At 69.4% G+C, this 19032-nt stretch carries 24 protein-coding genes; 20 read left to right on the top strand and 4 right to left on the bottom strand.

The features are described 5' to 3' along the window. Positions 1-586 precede the first annotated feature (586 nt). A complete protein-coding gene (phaR, locus tag AC07OY_RS23720) occupies positions 587-1117 on the top strand; it encodes a polyhydroxyalkanoate synthesis repressor PhaR (protein ID WP_495045037.1) in 531 nt (176 codons plus the stop codon). A gap of 13 nt (positions 1118-1130) precedes the next feature. Here the strand turns inward: phaR and AC07OY_RS23715 are convergent, their stop codons facing one another. Next, a complete protein-coding gene (locus AC07OY_RS23715) occupies positions 1131-1820 on the bottom strand; it encodes an NUDIX hydrolase (protein WP_495045036.1) in 690 nt (229 codons plus the stop codon). Positions 1821-1928: 108 nt separating this feature from the next. Between AC07OY_RS23715 and AC07OY_RS23710 the strand changes: the two genes are divergently transcribed. From AC07OY_RS23710 to AC07OY_RS23695, 4 genes are read left to right on the top strand one after another with little or no spacing between them, the layout of a single operon-like run. Beyond that, entirely contained in the window at positions 1929-2765 is an 837-nt protein-coding gene (locus AC07OY_RS23710) for a cysteine hydrolase family protein (protein ID WP_495045035.1), read from the top strand. An 11-nt stretch (positions 2766-2776) separates the two neighbouring features. Then, positions 2777-3973 carry a nicotinate phosphoribosyltransferase gene (gene pncB, locus AC07OY_RS23705; RefSeq protein ID WP_495045034.1) on the top strand — a complete coding sequence of 399 codons (1197 nt, stop codon included), beginning with the start codon at positions 2777-2779 and terminating at the stop codon, positions 3971-3973. Then, positions 3970-5682, top strand: a complete 1713-nt coding sequence (locus tag AC07OY_RS23700; RefSeq protein ID WP_495045033.1) for an NAD+ synthase — start codon at positions 3970-3972, stop codon at positions 5680-5682. The genes pncB and AC07OY_RS23700 overlap by 4 nt, the downstream gene beginning before the upstream one ends. Next, on the top strand, positions 5679-6713 hold the full coding sequence (locus tag AC07OY_RS23695) for a bifunctional nicotinamide-nucleotide adenylyltransferase/Nudix hydroxylase (RefSeq protein WP_495045032.1): 1035 nt from the start codon (positions 5679-5681) through the stop codon (positions 6711-6713). Before AC07OY_RS23700 ends, AC07OY_RS23695 begins: the two co-directional genes overlap by 4 nt. Positions 6714-6722: 9 nt before the next feature. On the opposite strand, the gene AC07OY_RS23690 is transcribed toward AC07OY_RS23695, so the two are convergent. Beyond that, entirely contained in the window at positions 6723-7412 is a 690-nt protein-coding gene (locus tag AC07OY_RS23690; RefSeq protein WP_495045031.1) for an N-acyl amino acid synthase FeeM domain-containing protein, read from the bottom strand. 437 nt (positions 7413-7849) lie between these two features. On the opposite strand from AC07OY_RS23690, the gene AC07OY_RS23685 reads away from it, so the two are divergent. From AC07OY_RS23685 to AC07OY_RS23665, 5 genes are all read left to right on the top strand, one after another. Further along, positions 7850-8047, top strand: coding sequence for a hypothetical protein (locus AC07OY_RS23685; RefSeq protein ID WP_495045030.1), 198 nt, complete (start codon positions 7850-7852; stop codon positions 8045-8047). 11 nt (positions 8048-8058) lie between these two features. After that, the gene (locus AC07OY_RS23680) at positions 8059-8379 is read left to right on the top strand and encodes a hypothetical protein (RefSeq protein ID WP_495045029.1); all 321 of its coding nucleotides are present in this window, start codon (positions 8059-8061) and stop codon (positions 8377-8379) included. Further along, on the top strand, positions 8376-8588 hold the full coding sequence (locus AC07OY_RS23675) for a hypothetical protein (protein ID WP_495045028.1): 213 nt from the start codon (positions 8376-8378) through the stop codon (positions 8586-8588). Before AC07OY_RS23680 ends, AC07OY_RS23675 begins: the two co-directional genes overlap by 4 nt. Before the next feature lie 74 nt (positions 8589-8662). Next, positions 8663-8953: a hypothetical protein gene (locus AC07OY_RS23670; protein ID WP_495045027.1), complete on the top strand. Its 291-nt coding sequence runs from the start codon at positions 8663-8665 to the stop codon at positions 8951-8953. A gap of 9 nt (positions 8954-8962) precedes the next feature. Then, entirely contained in the window at positions 8963-9781 is an 819-nt protein-coding gene (locus AC07OY_RS23665; protein ID WP_495045026.1) for an alpha/beta fold hydrolase, read from the top strand. A gap of 4 nt (positions 9782-9785) precedes the next feature. Here the strand turns inward: AC07OY_RS23665 and AC07OY_RS23660 are convergent, their stop codons facing one another. Continuing rightward, positions 9786-10379 (bottom strand): porin family protein, encoded by a 594-nt coding sequence (locus AC07OY_RS23660; protein WP_495045025.1) that lies wholly within the window; start codon positions 10377-10379, stop codon positions 9786-9788. On the opposite strand from AC07OY_RS23660, the gene AC07OY_RS23655 reads away from it, so the two are divergent. The 3 genes from AC07OY_RS23655 to AC07OY_RS23645 are packed head-to-tail and all read left to right on the top strand — an operon-like array spanning position 10378 to position 12673. Then, positions 10378-10599 (top strand): hypothetical protein, encoded by a 222-nt coding sequence (locus tag AC07OY_RS23655; protein WP_495045024.1) that lies wholly within the window; start codon positions 10378-10380, stop codon positions 10597-10599. The genes AC07OY_RS23660 and AC07OY_RS23655 overlap by 2 nt on opposite strands. Continuing rightward, positions 10596-11276, top strand: coding sequence for a response regulator (locus tag AC07OY_RS23650; RefSeq protein ID WP_495045023.1), 681 nt, complete (start codon positions 10596-10598; stop codon positions 11274-11276). Before AC07OY_RS23655 ends, AC07OY_RS23650 begins: the two co-directional genes overlap by 4 nt. Then, complete coding sequence (locus AC07OY_RS23645; RefSeq protein ID WP_495045022.1) at positions 11276-12673, top strand: ATP-binding protein; 1398 nt, start codon at positions 11276-11278, stop codon at positions 12671-12673. The genes AC07OY_RS23650 and AC07OY_RS23645 overlap by 1 nt, the downstream gene beginning before the upstream one ends. On the opposite strand, the gene AC07OY_RS23640 is transcribed toward AC07OY_RS23645, so the two are convergent. Then, complete coding sequence (locus AC07OY_RS23640; RefSeq protein ID WP_495045021.1) at positions 12674-13423, bottom strand: type 1 glutamine amidotransferase domain-containing protein; 750 nt, start codon at positions 13421-13423, stop codon at positions 12674-12676. A gap of 90 nt (positions 13424-13513) precedes the next feature. On the opposite strand from AC07OY_RS23640, the gene AC07OY_RS23635 reads away from it, so the two are divergent. The 7 genes from AC07OY_RS23635 (at position 13514) to AC07OY_RS23605 (ending at position 18932) form a co-directional block, all read left to right on the top strand. Continuing rightward, the gene (locus AC07OY_RS23635; RefSeq protein WP_495045020.1) at positions 13514-14008 is read left to right on the top strand and encodes a (2Fe-2S)-binding protein; all 495 of its coding nucleotides are present in this window, start codon (positions 13514-13516) and stop codon (positions 14006-14008) included. After that, positions 14005-16158 carry a xanthine dehydrogenase family protein molybdopterin-binding subunit gene (locus AC07OY_RS23630; RefSeq protein ID WP_495045019.1) on the top strand — a complete coding sequence of 718 codons (2154 nt, stop codon included), beginning with the start codon at positions 14005-14007 and terminating at the stop codon, positions 16156-16158. Before AC07OY_RS23635 ends, AC07OY_RS23630 begins: the two co-directional genes overlap by 4 nt. Continuing rightward, a complete protein-coding gene (gene soxX / locus AC07OY_RS23625; protein ID WP_495045018.1) occupies positions 16158-16526 on the top strand; it encodes a sulfur oxidation c-type cytochrome SoxX in 369 nt (122 codons plus the stop codon). The genes AC07OY_RS23630 and soxX overlap by 1 nt, the downstream gene beginning before the upstream one ends. Then, entirely contained in the window at positions 16523-16933 is a 411-nt protein-coding gene (locus AC07OY_RS23620) for a thiosulfate oxidation carrier protein SoxY (RefSeq protein ID WP_495045017.1), read from the top strand. The genes soxX and AC07OY_RS23620 overlap by 4 nt, the downstream gene beginning before the upstream one ends. Before the next feature lie 109 nt (positions 16934-17042). Continuing rightward, positions 17043-17366, top strand: a complete 324-nt coding sequence (locus AC07OY_RS23615) for a thiosulfate oxidation carrier complex protein SoxZ (RefSeq protein WP_495045016.1) — start codon at positions 17043-17045, stop codon at positions 17364-17366. After that, positions 17363-18085: a sulfur oxidation c-type cytochrome SoxA gene (gene soxA, locus AC07OY_RS23610; protein ID WP_495045015.1), complete on the top strand. Its 723-nt coding sequence runs from the start codon at positions 17363-17365 to the stop codon at positions 18083-18085. The genes AC07OY_RS23615 and soxA overlap by 4 nt, the downstream gene beginning before the upstream one ends. Before the next feature lie 43 nt (positions 18086-18128). Then, positions 18129-18932 carry a hypothetical protein gene (locus AC07OY_RS23605; protein ID WP_495045014.1) on the top strand — a complete coding sequence of 268 codons (804 nt, stop codon included), beginning with the start codon at positions 18129-18131 and terminating at the stop codon, positions 18930-18932. Positions 18933-19032 lie beyond the last annotated feature (100 nt).

Below are 19032 nucleotides of genomic sequence, written 5' to 3'. Positions count from 1 at the left end.
GACCGGCACACTGAGTCAGAACCGCACTCAGTTCGATGCCCTGGTGCTCGGCCTGCCTTGTTACCGCGTTGCCGAGGCCGGCGTCACCAGACTGCTTTAGCCGGACGCCCATTGCGGCATCTGCCGATGGGCAGCCCAGTCAGCAGTCGGAAGCATCGCGTCTCGTGATCGCCGATGCCTCGACAAACTCGATGCCCTGCGACTGCAACTCGGCAAGGATCATGCGAGTGGCTTCAGTTTTGTGGCTGAGGTCATAAGATTGTGAGTGCAATAGTCGACGTCTCAGACCGCCACCCGGGCGAGCGCCGCAGAAGCCACGTCGCCACGGAGGTGGCCGTAGTGCTTCTCGCTGGAAGGCTCGGCGTGCTGCTGCACGCCATAGCGCGCAAACAGCTCGGTGAAGCATCGACCTGAACTTCTGAATGGCGTGGCTGTCGTGGGCGCATGGACCCGCCGTGCCGCGCAGGGCGGCCCTGCGGTGAGGCTATAGACGCGCGGCTGCAGTCCGCGAAGCCCCAGGTAAACCCGTTCGAGCAGGACGCCGCTGTCTGCCTAGAATTTGCTGCACTGCACAGGAGATTTCCGCATGGCGACTGCCCGCAAGAAAGCGGCAACCGAGCAAGCCCAGGCTGGCGAAGCCAAGCCTGGCCTGCGCATCCTCAAGAAGTACCCCAACCGCCGTCTCTATGACACGCAGACGAGCAGCTACATCACGCTGGCCGACGTCAAGCGCATGGTGCTGGAGGGCGTCGAGTTCGAGGTGCACGACGCCAAGACCCAGGAAGATCTGACGCGCTCCATCCTGCTGCAGATCATCCTGGAGGAAGAGACCGGCGGCGTGCCGATGTTCTCGACCAGCTCGCTGGCCCAGATCATCCGCTTCTATGGCCATGCGATGCAGGGCGTCATGGGCGGGCTGCTGGAACGCCAGATGCAGGCCTTCACGGACCTGCAGTCGCGCTTCACCGAGCAGACGCCAGGCGGCATGCCCTTCACCCCTGAGGCCTGGACCGGGCTCATGGGTGGCTACGCCGAGCAGTCCAAGACGCTGATGAACCAGTGGCAGGAGCAGCTCAAGCAGGCCGGGGTGATGTTCCCCTTCACGCCCAAGAAATAGCCGGCGCGCCCGGCTAGGCGTTCAGGCCTCGGCCCACCAGGCGCAGCGTGCGCCTGAATTCGTCCCTCAGCCGGTAGAGCTGGGCGGGGCGGTGCGCCCCGTCCGCGCGCTTGGCGCCGGGCACGGCCTGCAGGATGGCGAGCTCATCCATCTTGCGGCGAAAGCTCACCGGGTTGATCGACTCGCCCAGCAGCGCCTGGTAGACGGCGTGCAACTGCGGCAGCGTGAAGGGCTCGGGGCAGAGATGCACCGGCAATGACGAGTACTGGGCCTTGCTGCGCACGCGCTCGGCGGCCGTGGCGACGATGCGGCCATGGTCGAAGGGCAGCTGCGGCAGATGGTCTACCGGCAGCCAGTGCTGGCCAGGCTGGCTGGCTTCGGGCGTGGCCACCAGCGCGAAATAGGCCACCGATACGCTCCAGCCGCGCGGGTCGCGGGCCGGGCCGCTGAAGGTGGCGAGTTGCTCCAGGTAAGGGCTTTGCAGCCCCGTCTTTTGCAACAGCACGCGCTGGGCGGCATCCTCGCAGGCCTGATCCTCATCCGCATGCACATAGCCGCCGGGCAGGGCGAGGGCGCCTTCGAAGGGCTCGCGATCGCGCTTGAGCAGCATCACCTGCAGTTGCGCATCCCGCAGCGTCAGCAGCACGATGTCGACCGTGCAGATGAGGCGGTGGTCGGTCGATGAGTTCGTTGAATCATTCACCGAAGCAAGCATAAGCGTTCGCGCCACCCATGGGTTTACTTGCAATTACTTAGTTGCGCCATTAATTTAAGTGGGCGTATCATGGGACCACAACACAAGAGGAATGCCATGAACACGCATCTGTTGCTGATCGACCCGCAGAACGACTTCTGTGACCTGCCCGCGGACTGGCTGCCGCGCTCGCCCGTGAGTGGCGACCTCATCCGCCCCGCGCTGCCCGTGACCGGCGCCCATGAAGACATGCAGCGCGCCGCCGGCCTGGTGAAGCGCCTGCGTGGCCAGCTCGGCGCCATCACGGTGACGCTGGACTCCCACCACCGCATCGACATCGCCCACCCCGGCTTCTGGGTGGAGCAGGCCAGCGGCCGCGCGCCCGGCCCCTTCACGCCCATCACGGCCGCCCAGGTGCGTGCGGGTGAATACGCGCCGCGCGACGCCGCCCAGCTCGACCGCGTGCTGGCCTATCTGGATGCACTGGAAGCCACCGGCCGCTACACGCTGATGGTCTGGCCCGTGCACTGCCAGATGGGCAGCTGGGGCCATGGCGTGCATGCCGGCCTGCAAGCGGCGCTGGACGCCTGGGCCGATGCCGAGGGCCGCTCGGTGGAAGTCGTCACCAAGGGCGAGAACCCCTGGACCGAGCACTACAGCGCCCTGCAGGCCGAAGTGCCCGACCCGGCCGACGAGGGCACCGAGCTCAACCAGGCCCTGCTCGCCGCGCTGGACCGCTTCGACTGCATCCTCATCGCCGGCGAGGCCGGCAGCCACTGCGTGCGAGCCACCGTCGAGCATCTGGCCGCCCATCTGCCATCGAAGCAGCTCAACAAGCTGGTGCTGCTGACAGATTGCATCAGCGCTGTGGCAGGCTTCGAGGCCCAGCAGGCCGAGTTCCTGGCCGCGATGCGGGCAAAGGGCCTGCAGCTGACCACCAGCACCGAGATTTGAGAGACGACCGCATGAGCACTCCCGTCATCACCAGCCTGCTGGACACCGACCTCTACAAGTTCACGATGTGGCAGACCCTGCTGCATCGCCACCCGCAGACCCAGGCCGAGTACCGCTTCGTCTGCCGCAACCAGCCGGGCTATCCGCTGGCCGAACTGAAGGCCGACGTCGAGCGCGAACTAGAGGCCTTGTGCGCCTTGAGCTTCCGCGCCGACGAGCTGGCCTATGTGAAGGGCCTGCGCTTCATCAAGAGCGACTTCGTCGACTTCCTGCGCATCTTCAAGTTCCAGCGCGATTTCGTCGAAGTGACGACCGAGGGCGAAAAGCTCAACATCGTCGCCCGCGGCCCGCAGGTGCATGTGATGGGCTTCGAGATCCCGGTGCTGGCCATCGTCAACGAGCTCTACTTCCGCCGCCTGGACACACCCGCCGTGCGCGCGGAGGGCCAGCGCCGGCTGGACGCCAAGATCGCCGCGCTGCAGGCCTTTTCGGCCGAGGTGCTGCCGCAGCGCCATCCTTTCGACCTGTTCGACTTCGGCCTGCGCCGCCGCTTCTCGGGTGCCTGGCAGCGCGAGGTGGTGACCCAGCTGCGCGACGCCTTGCCCCGGCATTTCAAGGGCAGCTCCAATGTGCTGCTGGCCAAGGAGCTGGGCCTGGTGCCCATCGGCACCATGGCCCATGAATACCTGCAGACCTACCAGGCCCTGGGCACGGTGCGCCTGCGCGATCACCAGAAGGCCGCGCTGGAAGACTGGGTGCAGGAATACCGCGGAGACCTCGGCACGGCCCTGACCGACGTCGTCGGCATGGACGCCTTCCTGGCCGACTTCGACCTCTACTTCGCCAAGCTCTTCGACGGCCTGCGCCACGACAGCGGCGACCCGGTCGTCTGGGGCGAGAAGGCCCTGGCCCATTACGCCAAGCTGCGCATCGACCCGCACACCAAGCGGCTGGTCTTCAGCGACGGCTTGACGGTGACCAAGGCCATCGAGCTCTACCGCCACTTCGCCGACCGCGTGCAGCTCGGCTTCGGCATCGGCACCCACCTGAGCAACGATCTGGGGCTGACGCCGCTGAACATCGTCATGAAGCTGACCCATGCCAACGGCCAGCCCGTGGCCAAGCTCAGCGACAGCCCCGGCAAGACCCTCTGCGACGACGAGACCTTCCTGGCCTATCTGCGCCAGGTCTTCGGCATCAAGTCATGATGAAGATCACCCTCGCCCAGCTCAACCTGACGGTGGGTGACGTCAACGGCAACGTGGCCCGCATGCTGGCCGCGGCGCGCCAGGCGGCCTGGGCGGGTTCGGAGCTGGTCGTCTTCCCCGAACTGGCCGTCAGTGGCTACTACCCGGGCGACCTGCTGGACGAGCCCGCCTTCCTGCGCCAGACCGAAGCCGGCCTGGAGTCGCTGCGCATCGCCTCGCGCGAGCTGCCCGGCCTCACCTGGGTGTTCGGCGCGCCGCTGACCCGCGAAGGCCCTGGCAAGAAGCTGGAGAACGGGCTGATCGTGTTGAAGAATGGCGAGCAGCTGCTGCGCTATGCCAAGCAGCTGCTGCCCACCTACAACATCTTCGACGAGCGCCGCCACTTCGAGCCCGGCGCCGACGTGGCCAGGGTGCTGCGCATCGGCAGCGCCCAGGTCGGCCTGCTGATCTGCGAGGACGGCTGGAACGACGAGGGCGCCGATTACGGCGTCAACCCCTTCGAGCGCCTGCGCGACGTGGCGCCTGACCTCGTCATCAGCATCAACGCCAGCCCCAGCAATATCGGCAAACGCGAGCAGCGCCATCAGGTCTTCGCCGCGGCGTCGAGGCGCAACGGCCTGCCCATCCTCTACATCAACCATGTCGGCGGGCATGACCAGCTCGTCTACGACGGCGCCAGTTTTGCCGTCGAGCCCGATGAGGGCGTCGTCTTCGAGGCGGAGCGATTCGTCGAATGCGTGCGCACCCTGGGTTTTGTCGATGGCCGCTTTGTCGAGGTTGACGGCAGCCGCCCAGCGCGGCCGGAGCCAGCCGGCCTGAGCGCCATGGCTTTCTACCGCGCCCAGATCGTGCTCGGCCTGCGCGACTACGCGCGCCGCTGCGGCTTCACCAAGGCGGTGGTCGGCAGCTCGGGCGGTATCGACAGCGCCCTGACGCTGGCCCTCGCAACGGAAGCGTTGGGTGCAGACAATGTGGTCGGCATCACCATGCCGTCCAGCTTCTCGTCCAGCGGCTCGGTGAGTGATTCCGAAGCGCTGTGCCGCAAGCTCGGCATCCAGTTGCTCAACCACCCCATCCACGGCGCCGTGGAGGCGCTGAAGGTCCAGTTCGCCGACAGCTTCAGCACGCCCATGCAGGGCCTGACGCTGGAGAACCTGCAGGCCCGCGTGCGCGGCACCATCCTGATGGCCTACTCCAATGCCAACGGCCATCTGCTGCTGACCACCGGCAACAAGAGCGAGGTCTCGGTCGGCTACTGCACGCTGTACGGCGACACCAATGGCGGCCTGGGGCTGATCGGCGACCTCTACAAGACCGAGGTCTTTGCGCTGTGCCGCCATCTGAACGAGGCGGCCGGCCGCGAGCTCATCCCGATGGCCATCATCGACAAGGAGCCGTCGGCCGAACTGGCCCCGGGCCAGCGCGACATCGACAGCCTGCCGCCCTATCCGGTGCTGGACGAAATGCTCAAGATCCTCATCGAAGGCGACCGCCTGGCCCCCGGGGAGCGCGACACCGCCGAAGCCCGCATGGCCGCGCTGCGCGAGACGGCCGAGGGCAGGGCGCTCATCGAGAAGATCGCCCGCATGATCCAGCGCAGCGAATACAAGCGTCGCCAGGCGCCGCCACTGATCCGGCTGCGTGCGCGGGCTTTTGGTCAAGGAAGGCAGATGCCCATCGCCGCCGTTTTTCCGAGCGTGTTGTCATGAACAAGTTTGCCGTCGTCATCGGCCGCTTCCAGCCCGTCCACAACGGGCACCTGGCCCTGCTGCGTGCCGCCCTCGCCGAGGCGCCGCGCGTCATCGTCATGCTGGGCTCGGCTCACCAGGCGCGCTCGCCGCGCCATCCCTTCAGCTGGGCCGAGCGCGCCGAGATGCTGAAGCTGGCGCTGACCGAAGCCGAGCGCGAGCGCGTCGAGATCGTGCCGCTGCGCGACCTCTACGACGAGACCCGCTGGGTGCAGGCCGTGCGCAAGGCGGTCGAGCAGCGCGTGGGGACTGGCGATGTCACGCTGGTCGGCCATTTCAAGGACGCCACCAGCGACTATCTGCGCCGCTTCTCGCCGTGGAAGCTGCTCAGCCTGCCGCGCCAGCATCGCGTGGATGCCACCGACCTGCGCGCGGCGCTGTTCGAGGCCGATGCTGAGGGCCTGGACGGTGTGCTGGCGAGTTGGGTCGACCAGGTGCCGCCGGGCACGCGCAGCTTCATGCAGGCCTGGGCGCATCTGCCCTACCTCGCAGCGCTGCGCCGCGAATGGGCCATGCTCAAGCGCTACCGCCAGGCCTGGGCGGCCGCACCCTATGCACCGGTCTTCGTCACCGTCGACCTGGTGCTGCAATGCGCGGGCCATGTGCTGCTGATCCAGCGCGCCCAGGACCCCGGCCAGGGCCTGTGGGCCTTGCCCGGCGGCTTTGTCGAGCCGCGCGACACGCTCTACCAGTCAGCCGTGCGCGAGCTGGAGGAGGAGACCGGGCTGCGCCTGCTGCCCGAAACCTTGCAACGGGCCCTGCTGGGCGTGGCCGTCTTCGACCACCCCGACCGCAGCCAGCGCGGCCGCACCATCACGCATGCCCATCACTTCGACCTGGGCGATCGCGAGCTGCCCGAAGTGCAGGGCGCCGACGACGCGGCTCAGGCGCGCTGGGTGCCGCTGGGTGAGTTGGCAGCGATGGAAGAGCGCTTCTTCGACGACCACTTCCACATGCTGGATCGCTTCCTGGGCCTGCTGCCGGTGGAATGACCCGCCCGCTCAGGGCAGGCGAGCCAGCATCATGGCCTCGGTGGCCTCGTCCCAGGCCAGCGGGTAGAGGCTGCGCGCGGATGCGACGGAATCGGGATAGCCGCCCCACAGCGCGATCTGGTCGCGGATGGTGGCGAAGTCGATGCTCATCAGCACGGCCGGTGCATCGACACGCGGGTTGTGCCGTGCGGCGGTGTAGGGCACCAGACCCAGGCAGCGGCGATAGAAGCCGACATGGCGCGGATTCACCTCGATGACCAGGCGCTCGACGCGGGCGCGGCGGTGGGCGTGCAGATAGCCGAGGTGGAAGATCTGGGCCAGCACGCGCTTGGGGTCATGGGAATGCTTGTCCACGGCCAGGCCGCCGAACTCGCAAAGCGTGATGCCGGCGGCGCGCCATTCGTCCAGCTCGGCCTGGAACAGCTGGTCGGCATGCAGGCCGCCCTTGCCGTCGAAGCGCACGGACAGGGTACCGACGATGGCTTCGCCGTCACGGGCCGTGCAGACGATGTCGCCGTCCTGGTTGCGGCTGCTGTAGCGCTCGCGGGTGACGGTGAGGCCCCGATCGCCATAGCGACGCTCGACGAGGCCGAGGGCATCGCCATCCAGCGCGCCGAAATCGCTGTTCAAAGCCAGTGCGGCAGCACCCGCGAAGGTGTTCGATGAGGCGCTGTGCCGCGCTTGCATGACAGGGACCATGGACTGCATCCTTTTTCCGCGCCCAACGCGCGAGCGGCGCAGTCTAGGAAGGTCCCCCCTCAAATGGGGGGAGTCTCACAGACCGATACACCGGTCGCATTCATGGCATGAGATTTCTCACGGGGTACCGGTTGCAAGGCGTGCCATCTGTTAGCGCATGTTTCTCCATGGCGCGGCGCCGTCCTACAGCGCCGATGCCAGCGCCGCGCTAACGTTGCCCTCGTCTGCTTCTCCCTCCCTGAGCAGGCCGCTGGTTCTGCCTCGCAGGCGTCTGGCGAATTGCCCCGGCCGATGGCCGGGGCATTTTTTTGCCATCCCCCTTTGGAGGGATATGGCGGGGGAGGGCCCTGGCCCCATCCCCCCGCGGGCCTCACTAAGGGCGATTCCCGCTCGAGCGCCGGCTGCCGAGACTGTCGTTATCGACAACGGAGCCCGCCATGCAGATTCCCTTCCACGCCTTTGCCCAGGACTCGGTCCACCAGATCCGCGCCACGCTGCGCCGGGTGCGGGGGCTGCACGAGGCCGCGTCGCAGGAAACCGAGGCGCGCCTGTTCCGGGGCCTTGTCGCGCTTCCCAAGCCCGACATCGTGGCCTGGGAGGACACCGAAATTGACGTGCGTCGGGTGGTGCTGTGAAGGCGCCGACGATGACCGCCGTGGCGGTGGCCGCCGCCCTTGCCGGGGCAGCACTGCTGGTGATCGCGCCGCTCGCCGGCGCGAAGCCGCAGCGCTCCGCCTCAGCCGTGGCGGAGTTCCGGCGCTCGACCCCCTGCCCGGCCACCGGCCTGACGGGCGGCGCCTGCGCCGGCTATGTGGTGGGGCCGATCGCGCCGGCCTGTGCCGACGTCGCCGAAGCCGCGCATCTGCAGTGGCGCACCGTCATCGACGCCAAGGCCCACGAGGGCTGGACGCGCGAGTACTGCCGTTTCCAACGCGTCCGCGCACGCAGCGAAGGAGGTTTGCAATGATGTTCAGCCAGTTCACCCCGGTGGCCCGATGGGCGTTCGATACCCATGCCCACCAGATCAGCGCCGTCGACCAGCAGGGCCGGGTGCTGATGGCCATAGCCGCCAACCCCATGTTCGGGGCCAGGCTGGCGGCCGCCTTTGGCGAGCCCGTCGGCCATGCGGCGGCGATGGGCCTGCAGGCCGCCAGCGGCAGCGAACATCCGCGCTGAGCGGGCCCCGGCGGCCGCTCTGGGGCCATCGGTTGGGACGCTAGGATGCGCGCCATCCGATGGCCCCGCTCCCCATGAGAAACCTGCTGCTGCTGACCTGTATCGCGCTGACCGCCTGCGCCGCGCCTCGATGGGTCAACACCCGCAATGCCGCGGCGGATCTGGAAGCCGACACGGCCGACTGCTATCGGGAGGCCGAGCGCGCGATGCGCATCCAGCAGCTGACGGATCCGCATGTGGCCGGCTGCATCTCCGGCCCCAGTTGCACGACCAATGCCGAGAACCGGCGCATCAAGGCTTCGGCCGAGGCGTTGGCGGCGCAGCAGCGCTGCCTGGCGGGGCGTGGCTGGCTGCAGCATCTCTGAGGTCCCGCCATGCAGGTCACGCACTGGATTGCCGTTGACGGCGCCGAGTTGGCGGTCGAGTACCGCCCGCAGGTCGATGGCCGGCCCCCGCTCGTCTTCCTGCATGCCGGCGTCGCCGATGGCCGCCTGTGGGACGGCGCGATGCAGGCGGCCGCCGGCGGGCGTTCGGCCCTGCGCATGGACAGGCGCGGCTTTGGCCAGACCCGCATAGGTGCGGCCCGGCCGCATGCCTGGATGGCGGACCTGCGCGCGGTGCTCGACACCCTCGGCCTGGATCGCGTCGAGCTGATCGGCTGCTCTCAGGGCGGGCGCATCGCCATCGATTTCGCGCTGGCCTGGCCCGAGCGCGTGGCCGGCCTGACGCTGGTGGCGCCGGCGGTCACGGGCGCGCCGGCGCCGGTGCTGGACGCGGCCAGCCAGGCACTGGACGCCGCCACCGAAGCGGCGGACGCGGCCGGGGATGTCGACGAGGTCAACCGCCTGGAAGCGCGGCTGTGGCTGGACGGGCCGGGGCAGGCCGAGGGGCGCGTGGGCGGCACGGCCCGCGCCCTGTTCCTCGACATGAACGGCATCGCGCTGCGCTCGCCGTCGCCGGGCGAGGCCGAGACAGCGGCGCCGGCCTGGCCTCGCCTGGAACAGCTGGCCGGGCCGGTGCGCCTGGTCTGGGGCGATCTCGATCTGCCCCACCTCGTGCAGCGCTGCCAGGCCATGGCCGAGCGCCTGCCCGGCGCGCGCTGCTGGACGCTGACGGGCCTGGCCCATCTGCCCTCGCTGGAGGCGCCGGAGCGGTTCAACGGCATGCTGCGCGAGGCCGGGCTGCTGCCCTGAAGCCTCAGAAGCGATAGCGGACGCCGGCGCTGAAGAGGTTGGCGCGCACCTTGTCGGACACCTGGCCGAAGTGGTCGAAGTCGGCCGTCAGGGCGACAGCCTTCGTCAGCTGGTACTCGGCGCCGATGCCCCACATGAAGGCGCGCTTGGAGCCCGTCATGTCGGCCGCTGCGGGCAGCAGATTGGCGCCGCTGGCCTTGCCGAAGGAGACGCCGGCCTTGCCGGTCAGCGCGAAGTCGGTCGACAGCGGCAGGCGGCTGGTGGCGGCGACGTAGAGGCTGCGGGCCTTGACCGTCTGCGACACCGCGGCGTTGCCAACGGTCAGGGTCTGGACGGTCGAGCCCAGGCGCACATAGCCGGCCTCGACACCCAGGCGGTCGCTGAAGCGATAGCCGCCGTAGACCTTGCTGGCCTGGGCGGATTCGTCGCTGCCGGTCTTGGGCAGGCCGAGGTTCTTGGCCGAGAAGGTGGTGCGGCCGAGGGCGGCGCCGACATAGGGGCCGGATTCCTGCTTGGCGGTGTCGGTGTTGCTGGCCCAAGCCGACGAGACGGCGAGCATGCTGAGCAGGGAAGCGGCGGCGATTTGATGGCGGTTCATGGAACAGTTTTCCTTGGAGTTTCCGAAGCGGATTGAGGTTGGCCGGGCGTCCAGTGCTTCGCATCCGGTGCCGGCGGCCGAGCTGTGTTTCGGCGCTGATGCAGTGTCGAAATCGCAGATGAACCGAAGCCAAAGCCTTTCTGAAGGCTTGATGAACGGGCACCATTCGCCCGCCGCTTCAGGCTTTCTTCATGTAGCGCCGCTCCAATTCCTGGCATGAACATCCTGTTGGTTGAAGACGATCTCGAGCTGGGCAATGGCGTGCGCATCGCGCTGGAAGACCAGGGCCTGGCGCTGCAGTGGGTGCGGCGCCTGGGCGATGCCCTGCAGGCACTGGACAGCCGGCCCTTCGACCTGGTGCTGCTGGACCTGGGCCTGCCCGATGGCGACGGCCTGACGCTGCTGGCACGGCTGCGCCGCGAGGGCGAGACGACGCCCGTCCTCATCCTGACGGCGCGCGACGCGCTGGCCGACCGTCTCGCTGGCCTGGACCGTGGGGCCGACGACTACCTCGTCAAGCCCTTCGCCCTGGCTGAGCTGGTGTCGCGGGTGCGCGCACTGGCGCGGCGCAGCTACGGCATGGCCGGCGAGACGCTGGAGGTGCGCAAGCTGGCCCTGCACACGGCGACGATGCGGGTCACCGTCGACGGCAAGGTGGCCGAGCTGTCGCGCAGCGAGTTCGATCTGCTGAGCCTGCTGATGAAGCGCGCCGACCGCGTGCTGACGCGCCGCATGTTGGAGGAGCAGGTGCTGCCCGGCGGCGCCAGCAACGAGAGCAATGTGCTGGACGTGCACATCTCCAATCTGCGCCGCAAGATCGGGCCGGGCTATATCCGCACGGTGCGCGGTGTCGGCTATGTCATCGACCGCGTCGATGCCTCCGGGGAGGCGAGCTGATGTGGGCCCGCCTGCGCAGGCTGCTGTTCTCGTCGCTGGTGGGGCGCCTGGTGCTGGCCCAGATGGCCCTGGTGCTGCTGCTCTGGGGCGCGGCCTGCGCCTACCTGATCCACGATACGGCACGCTATGACGAGATCCTCGAGCCCCGCCTGGCCGGCCCGCGGGCGGACATGATCCTGGCCATCGTCGATGCGCTGGCCGACCAGCCCGACAAGCTGGCCGAGGCCTTGCGGCGCATCGACGTCTTCCAGCGCCGCGAGAGCAACGAGGAGGACGACCCGGCCCTGCGTCAGACCCTGGTGGTGTGGAAGGGCGACAGGCTGGTCTATGCGTCGCCGGGGGAACCCGGTGTGTTGCGCACGCTGAAGGACCGCCAGCTGGAGAAGCTGGAGGTTGACGGCACGCCCTGGCGCACCTACAGCCAGACCTCCGAGGTGTCCGACGCCCGCGTCACGCTGATCCGCTCGGGCCACACGATGAAGATCATCTTTGCGCTGGGCTCGCGCGGCATCCTGGTCCTGCCGCTGCTGATCAGCCTGCCCTTCCTGGTGCTGCCGGCCTGGGCTTCGGTGCGCCTGGCGCTGCGGCCCTGGCGGCGCTTCTCCGCCGAAATCGCGGCGCGTGGGCCCGACGATCTGGCGCCGCTGCAGTTCGGCAGCGGCTATCGCGAGCTGCAACCGCTGTCCAGGGCCGTGAACCAGTTGTTGGCGCGCGTGGCGGCCAGCGTGGAGCGCGAGCGCAGTTTCATTGCCGACGCCGCCCACGAGATGCGTACGCCGCTGGCGGCCATGCGCATCAATGTCGAGGCCCTGCGCAGCCACCGCAACGACCCGCGCGACCAGGAACTGCTGGACGGGCTGGTGCGCAGCAATGCGCGCACCAGCCGCCTGGTGGCCCAGTTGCTGGGGCTGATGCGCAGCGATGCCGCAAGGCCGCAGGGCGCGCGGCAGCGCCTCGCCCTGGCCGAGCTGGTGCAGGAGAGGCTGGCGGCACTCAGCGGCCTGGCGCGCGAGAGCCGCATCGAGCTCGAACTGCGCGCGCATACCGAAGGCCTGATCGCCGGTGAGAGCGAAGGCCTGATCTCATTGGTCGACAACCTGGTCGAGAACGCGATCAAGTATTCGCCGGCTGGCTCTCGCGTGGAGCTGGGCCTGATCGATCAAGAGGCCGAGGTGCTGCTGTGGGTGGAGGACGCCGGACCCGGCATCCCCGAGAACCTGCACGAGCGTGTCTTCGACCGCTTCTTCCGTGTGCCCGATCAGATGCAGGCCGGCAGCGGCCTGGGCCTGGCCATCGTCAAGGCGGTGGCGGACCGCCATGGGGCCGCGCTGCGCCTGTCGCGCGGCGCCGATGGCCAGGGGCTGCGCGTCGAGCTGCGCTTTGCGCGGCTGGACTGATCAGGCTTCGAGCATGCCAGCGAGAGCCAGCGCGAAGGTGTGGGCATCACCCGGCCAGCGGGCGCTGAGGTAGTTGCCATCGCGCAGCGCAAAGCCTCGGCCGAGATGCCCGGGGTCGTCGCGCAGCAGCGGTGGCGGGCCGACGTCGAAGTCCTGTGGCCGCGCCAGCAGGGACTGGACTTCGGTCTGCAGTGGCGTGGCGTAGGTGCGGTAGTAGCTGCCCAGCCAGGCGGCCGTCATCAGCCAGGCCGTCATCTCCTGCTGTCGGGTCAGGCCGGTGGTGCGCCGGCCGTGCAGCACCGACAGGCCGTCGGCGCGTTTCGAACGCGCCACCAGCAGCACGCCATGGCAGACGGCGGCGACCGGCTTGTCGGCTGCGAACTGGGCCGCGATGAGAGCCTGCAACCGCGCGGATTCGAGATAGGGCTTCATGCCAGGCGCGTGGCCGCCGGGCAGCAGCAGGGCGTCGACGGCGCTGTCGCCGATGGCGTCATAACTCAGCGGCTGCAGGAAGGCCGCGCTTTTCACCATGGCCGCATGGGCCTCGCGGGCGTTGGCGTCCGCCCGCAGCACGCCCTTCCAGACGCCCAGGCCGTCGCCGCTCAGCATGCGCGGGTCGGCCTGGGCCGGCCGGCCGTCGGGCGTTGCGAACTGGATGGCGTGGCCGCGCGCCGTCAGCAGCTGCCAGGGGATGGCCGCCTCGGAAGGGTCGTAGTCCTCGGCGGGCAGGGGGATCAGGAGGCGGGCCATGTCGGGCATCTTAGGAGTGCGAGACAGGAAGCCGCCGATGCTGCTAGGCTGCCCGCGCCCGCCAAGGGTGGCGGAGCGGGAGCGGCAGGCATGGCGGAATTGACGGTCAATGGCAAGCGGGTGCAGTTCGAGGCGGAAGCCGACACGCCCCTGCTGTGGGTGCTGCGCGAGCAGCTCAGCCTCACGGGCACCAAGTACGGCTGCGGCGTGGCCCAGTGCGGCGCCTGCACGGTCCACATCGACGGCGCGCCGGTGCGCAGCTGCGTGATGCCGGCCTCGGCGCTGACGACGGCGCAGAAGATCACCACCATCGAGGGCCTGGCGCCGAACGCCTCGCACCCGCTGCAGAAGGCCTGGGACGCGCTGGACGTGCCGCAGTGCGGCTTCTGCCAGAGCGGCATGCTGATGGCCGCCGCGGCCCTGCTGAAGAGCAAACCCAAGCCCACGGACGCCGACATCGACGCGGCCATGACCAATATCTGCCGCTGTGGCACCTACAACCGCGTGCGGGCGGCCATCCATCTGGCCGCCGGCCAGGTGCAGCGCAAGCAGATTCCCATCGTCATCGAGGGAGGCCAGGCATGAGCGCCGTCCTTTCGCGTCGATCCTTCCTGCACACCACTTCGGCGGCCGCTGGCGGCCTGATGGTGGGCTTCCATGTGCCGGGTCTTGCCCAGGCGGGCGCCGCCATGCCGGAGTTGAATGCCTGGGTGCAGATCCTGCCCGACGAGAGCGTCATCATCCGCATCGCCCGCTCGGAGATGGGGCAGGGCACGCTGACCGGCCTGGCCCAGCTGGTTGCCGAGGAACTGGAATGCGACTGGGCCAAGGTCAGGACCGAGTACCCGACACCCGGCCAGAACCTGGCGCGCAGCCGCGCCTGGGGCAGCATGAGCACGGGCGGCAGCCGCGGCGTGCGCGAATCGCACGAGTACGTGCGCAAGGGCGGGGCGCTGGCCCGGGCCCTGCTGATCCAGGCCGCGGCCAATCAGTGGCAGGTGTCGGTGGTGGAATGCGCGACGACCTCCGGCTGGGTCACTCATGCCGGCAAGAAGCTGAGCTATGGCCAGCTCGCCGCCGAGGCCGCCAAGCTGGCCGCGCCGGCCGACATCCAGCTGAAAGACGCCAAGGACTGGAAGCTGGCCGGCCGGCCCATCAAGCGCCTGGACACCAAACCCAAGCTCGACGGCTCCCAGGTCTATGGCATGGACCTGACGCTGCCGGGCATGCTGAACGCGGCCATCAAGGACTGCCCGGTCTTCGGCGGCAAGCTCAAGAGCTTCGACGCCGCGGCCATCGAGGGCCGGCCGGGCGTGAAGAAGGTCGTCAAGGTGGGCGACACGGCCGTGGCCGTCGTGGCCGATACCTGGTGGCGGGCCAAGACGGCGCTGGAGGCCCTGCCCATCGTCTGGGACGAGGGCGCCAACGTGTCGCAGAACAGCGCCGGCACCGCCGCCATCCTGAAGGCGGCACTGGATGCGCCCGAGGCCGCCGTCGGCAGCAGCCAGGGCGATGTCAAAGCCGCACTCGCCAGCGCGGCGAAGAAGGTCGAGGCCGTCTACAGCTATCCCCACCAGAACCACGCCACGATGGAGGTGATGAACGCCACCGCCAGGTGGACGCCGGAGCGCTGCGAGGTCTGGACGCCGACGCAGAACGGCGAGGCGGCCCTGGCCGCCGCATCCGAATCCTCCGGCCTGCCGCCGGCGCAGTGCGAGGTCTACAAGTTGCACCTGGGCGGCGGCTTCGGCCGGCGCGGCGCCGTGCACGACTGGGTGCGCCAGGCGGTGGCCATCGCCAAGGAGCTGCCTGGCACGCCGGTCAAGCTGATCTGGAGCCGCGAGGAGGACATGCTGCATGGCCGCTACCACCCGGTCACCCAGTGCAAGCTGACGGCGGGCCTGGACGCGGCGGGCAAGCTGACGGCCCTGCACATGCGCATCTCGGGCCAGAGCATCATCGCGGGCATCTTTCCGCAGAACATCAAGGACGGGAAGGACCCGGTCGTCTTCCAGGGCCTGAGCGCCGGCGGCGCTGAAGGCGCGCTGGGCTATGCCGTCCCCCACCTGCTCATCGACCATGCGATGCGCAATCCGACGGTGCCGCCGGGCTTCTGGCGCGGTGTGAACCTGAACCAGAACGCCGTCTACATGGAGTGCTTCCTTGACGAGGTGGCCCATGCCGCCAAGCGCGACCCGCTGGAGCTGCGCCGCGAGCTGCTGGCCAATTCGCCCAAGCACCTGGCCGTGCTGAACGCCGTGGCGGCCAAGGCCGGCTGGGGCAAGCCGCGGCCCAAGGGGCGGCATCTGGGCCTGGCCCAGATCATGGGCTTTGGCAGCTATGTGGCGGCCTGCGCCGAGGTGTCGGTGAACAAGAAGGGCGAGCTCAAGATCCACCGCATCGTCGCCGCCACCGACCCCGGCCATGCCGTCAACCCGCAGCAGATCGCGGCCCAGGTCGAGGGCAGCTTCGTCTACGGCCTGTCGGCGGCGCTGTTCGGCGAGATCACGGTCAAGGACGGCCGCGTCGAGCAGCAGAACTTCGACACCTACCCGGTACTGAAGATGGAGCACATGCCGGCGGTCGAGACGATCTGCATGCCCTCGGGCGGCTTTTGGGGCGGGGTCGGCGAACCGACGATCGCGGTCGCCGCGCCGGCGGTGCTGAACGCGATCTTCGCGGCCACGGGCAAGCGCATCCGCGACCTGCCCTTGAGCAAGCACAAGCTGGCCTGATGCGCGTTTTGCTCGCTCTTGCGTTCGCGGCCAATGCCCAGGCCGCGGACGTGGAGCGTGGCCGCGCCCTGGTGGCCGACCGCACGCAGAGCCTGTGCCTGCTCTGCCATGCGCTGAACAGTGCGGGCGATGCCAACCAGGGCAATCTGGCGCCGCCGCTGGATGCCATCGCGGCACGGCTGAATGCCAAGGGGATGCGGGACCGCATCGCCGACATGCGCCGCTTCAACCCGGCCACCGTCATGCCGCCCTTCCGTTCGACCGAAGGCCTGCGCGACGTGGCGCCGGCCTGGGCGGGCAGGGCGGCGCTGACCGAGCAGCAGCTCGACGACATCGTGGCGTATCTGGGCACGCTGGGCAGGACATGAGGCGGCGCGAGTTCATCGTCGGCGCGTCCGCACTGGCCCTGCTGCCCGAGGCGCAGGCGACCGACGAAGCCATGCGCGCGGCCATCCTGGCCTGGGCCGGCAGCGAGCCCAAGCCTGGCGTGCTGAAGATCGACATTGCCGAGCTGGTGGAGAACGGCAATGCGGTGCCGGTGCGTGTCGCCGCCAGCGAGCCGGTCGTGGGCCTGGCCCTCTTCACGTCGCTGAACCCCGAGCCTGAAGTCGTGCACGCTGGTTTCGGCGCAGCCATTGCCCGGCCCGAGTTCAGCACCCGCATGCGGCTGGCGCGCAGCCAGCGCATCGTCGCCGTGGCCAAGGCAGCCGACGGGCGCCGCTGGCAGGCAGGTGTGGAGGTCATCGTGACCCTCGCAGCCTGCGTGGAGCCCTGATGTGAATCTGCTGGCCCTCGCCCATTCCCGCAGCGCTGGACGCGCGCGGACCTGGTCGGTCCCCCGCGGGGACGACGCCCGGAATGCAAGCTGTCTTCGGTAGGGTCTGATGGCAACGCGGGCCGTCATCAACTTGCCCACGGCCATCAAGGCCGGCGAGCCCTTCGAGGTGCGCGCCACCGTGGCCCATGCGATGGAGACCGGCTACCGCACCAGCGACGACGGCTCGCGCCTGGCGCGCGACCTGGTGCGCCGCTTCGAGTGCCGCCTGGACGGCGAACTCGTCTTCGCCGCCGACCTGTATGCCGCCATCTCGGCCAACCCCTATCTCGCGTTCTGGATGCGCACGGACAAGCCGGGCGAACTGAGCTTCGTCTGGCGTGGCGACAACGGCTTCGAGCATCGCGAGACGCGCCCGCTGAGCGTCGCATGAGGGCCTGGCTGCTGCTCGTCGTCGCGCTGGTGGCCCATGCGGACGAGCGCCGTTCCGGCCGCGACACCATGAGCCCGGCCCTGCGCACGCTGCAGGCCGACGACGCCCAGCATCCCGCCCAGCTCGCCCTGGCTCTGGGGCGCGAGCTGTGGGGGCAGGGTGCGAAGTCCTGCGCCAGCTGCCACGGCGAGCCCGAAAAGCTGCGCGGTGCGGCGGCCCGCTACCCGGCCTGGGACCAAGGGCTTGTCGACCTGCCCGGCCGCATCCAGCGCTGCCGCGTGCACCGCCAGCAGCAGCCAGCCTGGGCGCCCGAGGCCGAGCCGCTGCTGGCGCTGACGGCCCTCGTCGCCCAGCAGTCGCGTGGCCTGCCGCTCGCACCCCCACGCGGCCCCGAACTGGATGCCGCCGCCAGCCGCGGCCGGCAGCTCTATAGGACCCGCATCGGCGCCCTCAACCTGTCCTGCGCCCAGTGCCATGACGAGCGCGCCGGGCTGCGCCTGGGCGGCAGCCTGATTCCCCAGGGCCATGTCGATGACTATCCCGTCTACCGCCTGGAATGGCAGTCCCTGGGCAGCCTGCAGCGCCGCCTGCGCGGCTGCCTGAGCGGCGTGCGCGCGACGGTGTGGGACTGGGACAGCGCCGAGCTGCTGGCCCTGGAGGTGTATCTGGCGCGCCGCTCCGCCGGCATGGCGATGCAGGCGCCGGGCGTGCGCCCCTAACAAGCAGGGTGACTGTTACAGGGCCTCCTTCCTAGGATGGGCCATGGCTGTTGTCACGACACGGCGCGAGCCGACGCTGGAGCACCCGCGGCTGCTGGTGAGCACGGCGCTGGTCTTTGTCGACCTGAGCAGCGGCGACCTCATCACGACGGGGCTGCGTTGCAGCCTGGTGCAGCGTGGCGGAGGCCGGCTGCTCGGCCGCTCCATCGTCACGCCTTCGGGCCTGCATGTATGGCCGGACCTGCCCGAGCGCTGGCGCCAGCCGCAGCAGGCCGCCTGTGCCGACGTGCTGGTGCGCGACGAGCTGCAACGTTTCCAGCCCCTGACCCTGCCCTGGCCGCTGCCGGCCCGGCCGGTGGGGCAGATCCTCAGCGACCGCGTGCTGGGAGGCGTGCGCATGATGCGCGTCGGCCTGCTCAGCGCGCCGACGCGCCGCCCCCCGTCCGGCGTCTGCAGCGTCTATGGCCTGCTGACCTGGCAGGACGATGGCGAGCCGGCCGCGTGGGCCCGCGTGTGCCTGGTCGATGCTGAGGGACGCATGCATGAGGGTGCCTGTGACGCCGAGGGGCGCCTGGCCCTGCACCTGTCGCCGCCGCGCGCGGGCAGCGCCGGGGCCACGGCCTTGCAGGTCTTTGCCGACCCGGCCTTCGGCGCAGCCTCCATCGGCCTGGGCGCGCCCGATGTGCTGGCCTTTGCCGACCAGCCCGGCGCGATCGCCTTGGCCGACATCGAGGGACATGCGCCCTTCTTGCCCGGCGTCATGGCCGTGCATGAGCCCCTCGTTCTCGCCAGCCGCGGCCTGCCGCCGGCACATCGCGAACTGCGCCTGCTGCCGCACAGCGCCTGAGGCATGCCGCTTGAGGATGCACCGCCGCATGGCCGCGGGTGCACCCGCTTGCATCACGCCAGGCGCCGGGGTTTGATCGGCGCAACTTCAGGGAGACAGA

The sequence above is a fragment of the Roseateles sp. GW821-FHT09H10 genome (assembly GCF_059415865.1).
This window is presented reverse-complemented; position numbering and strand designations above follow the sequence as displayed.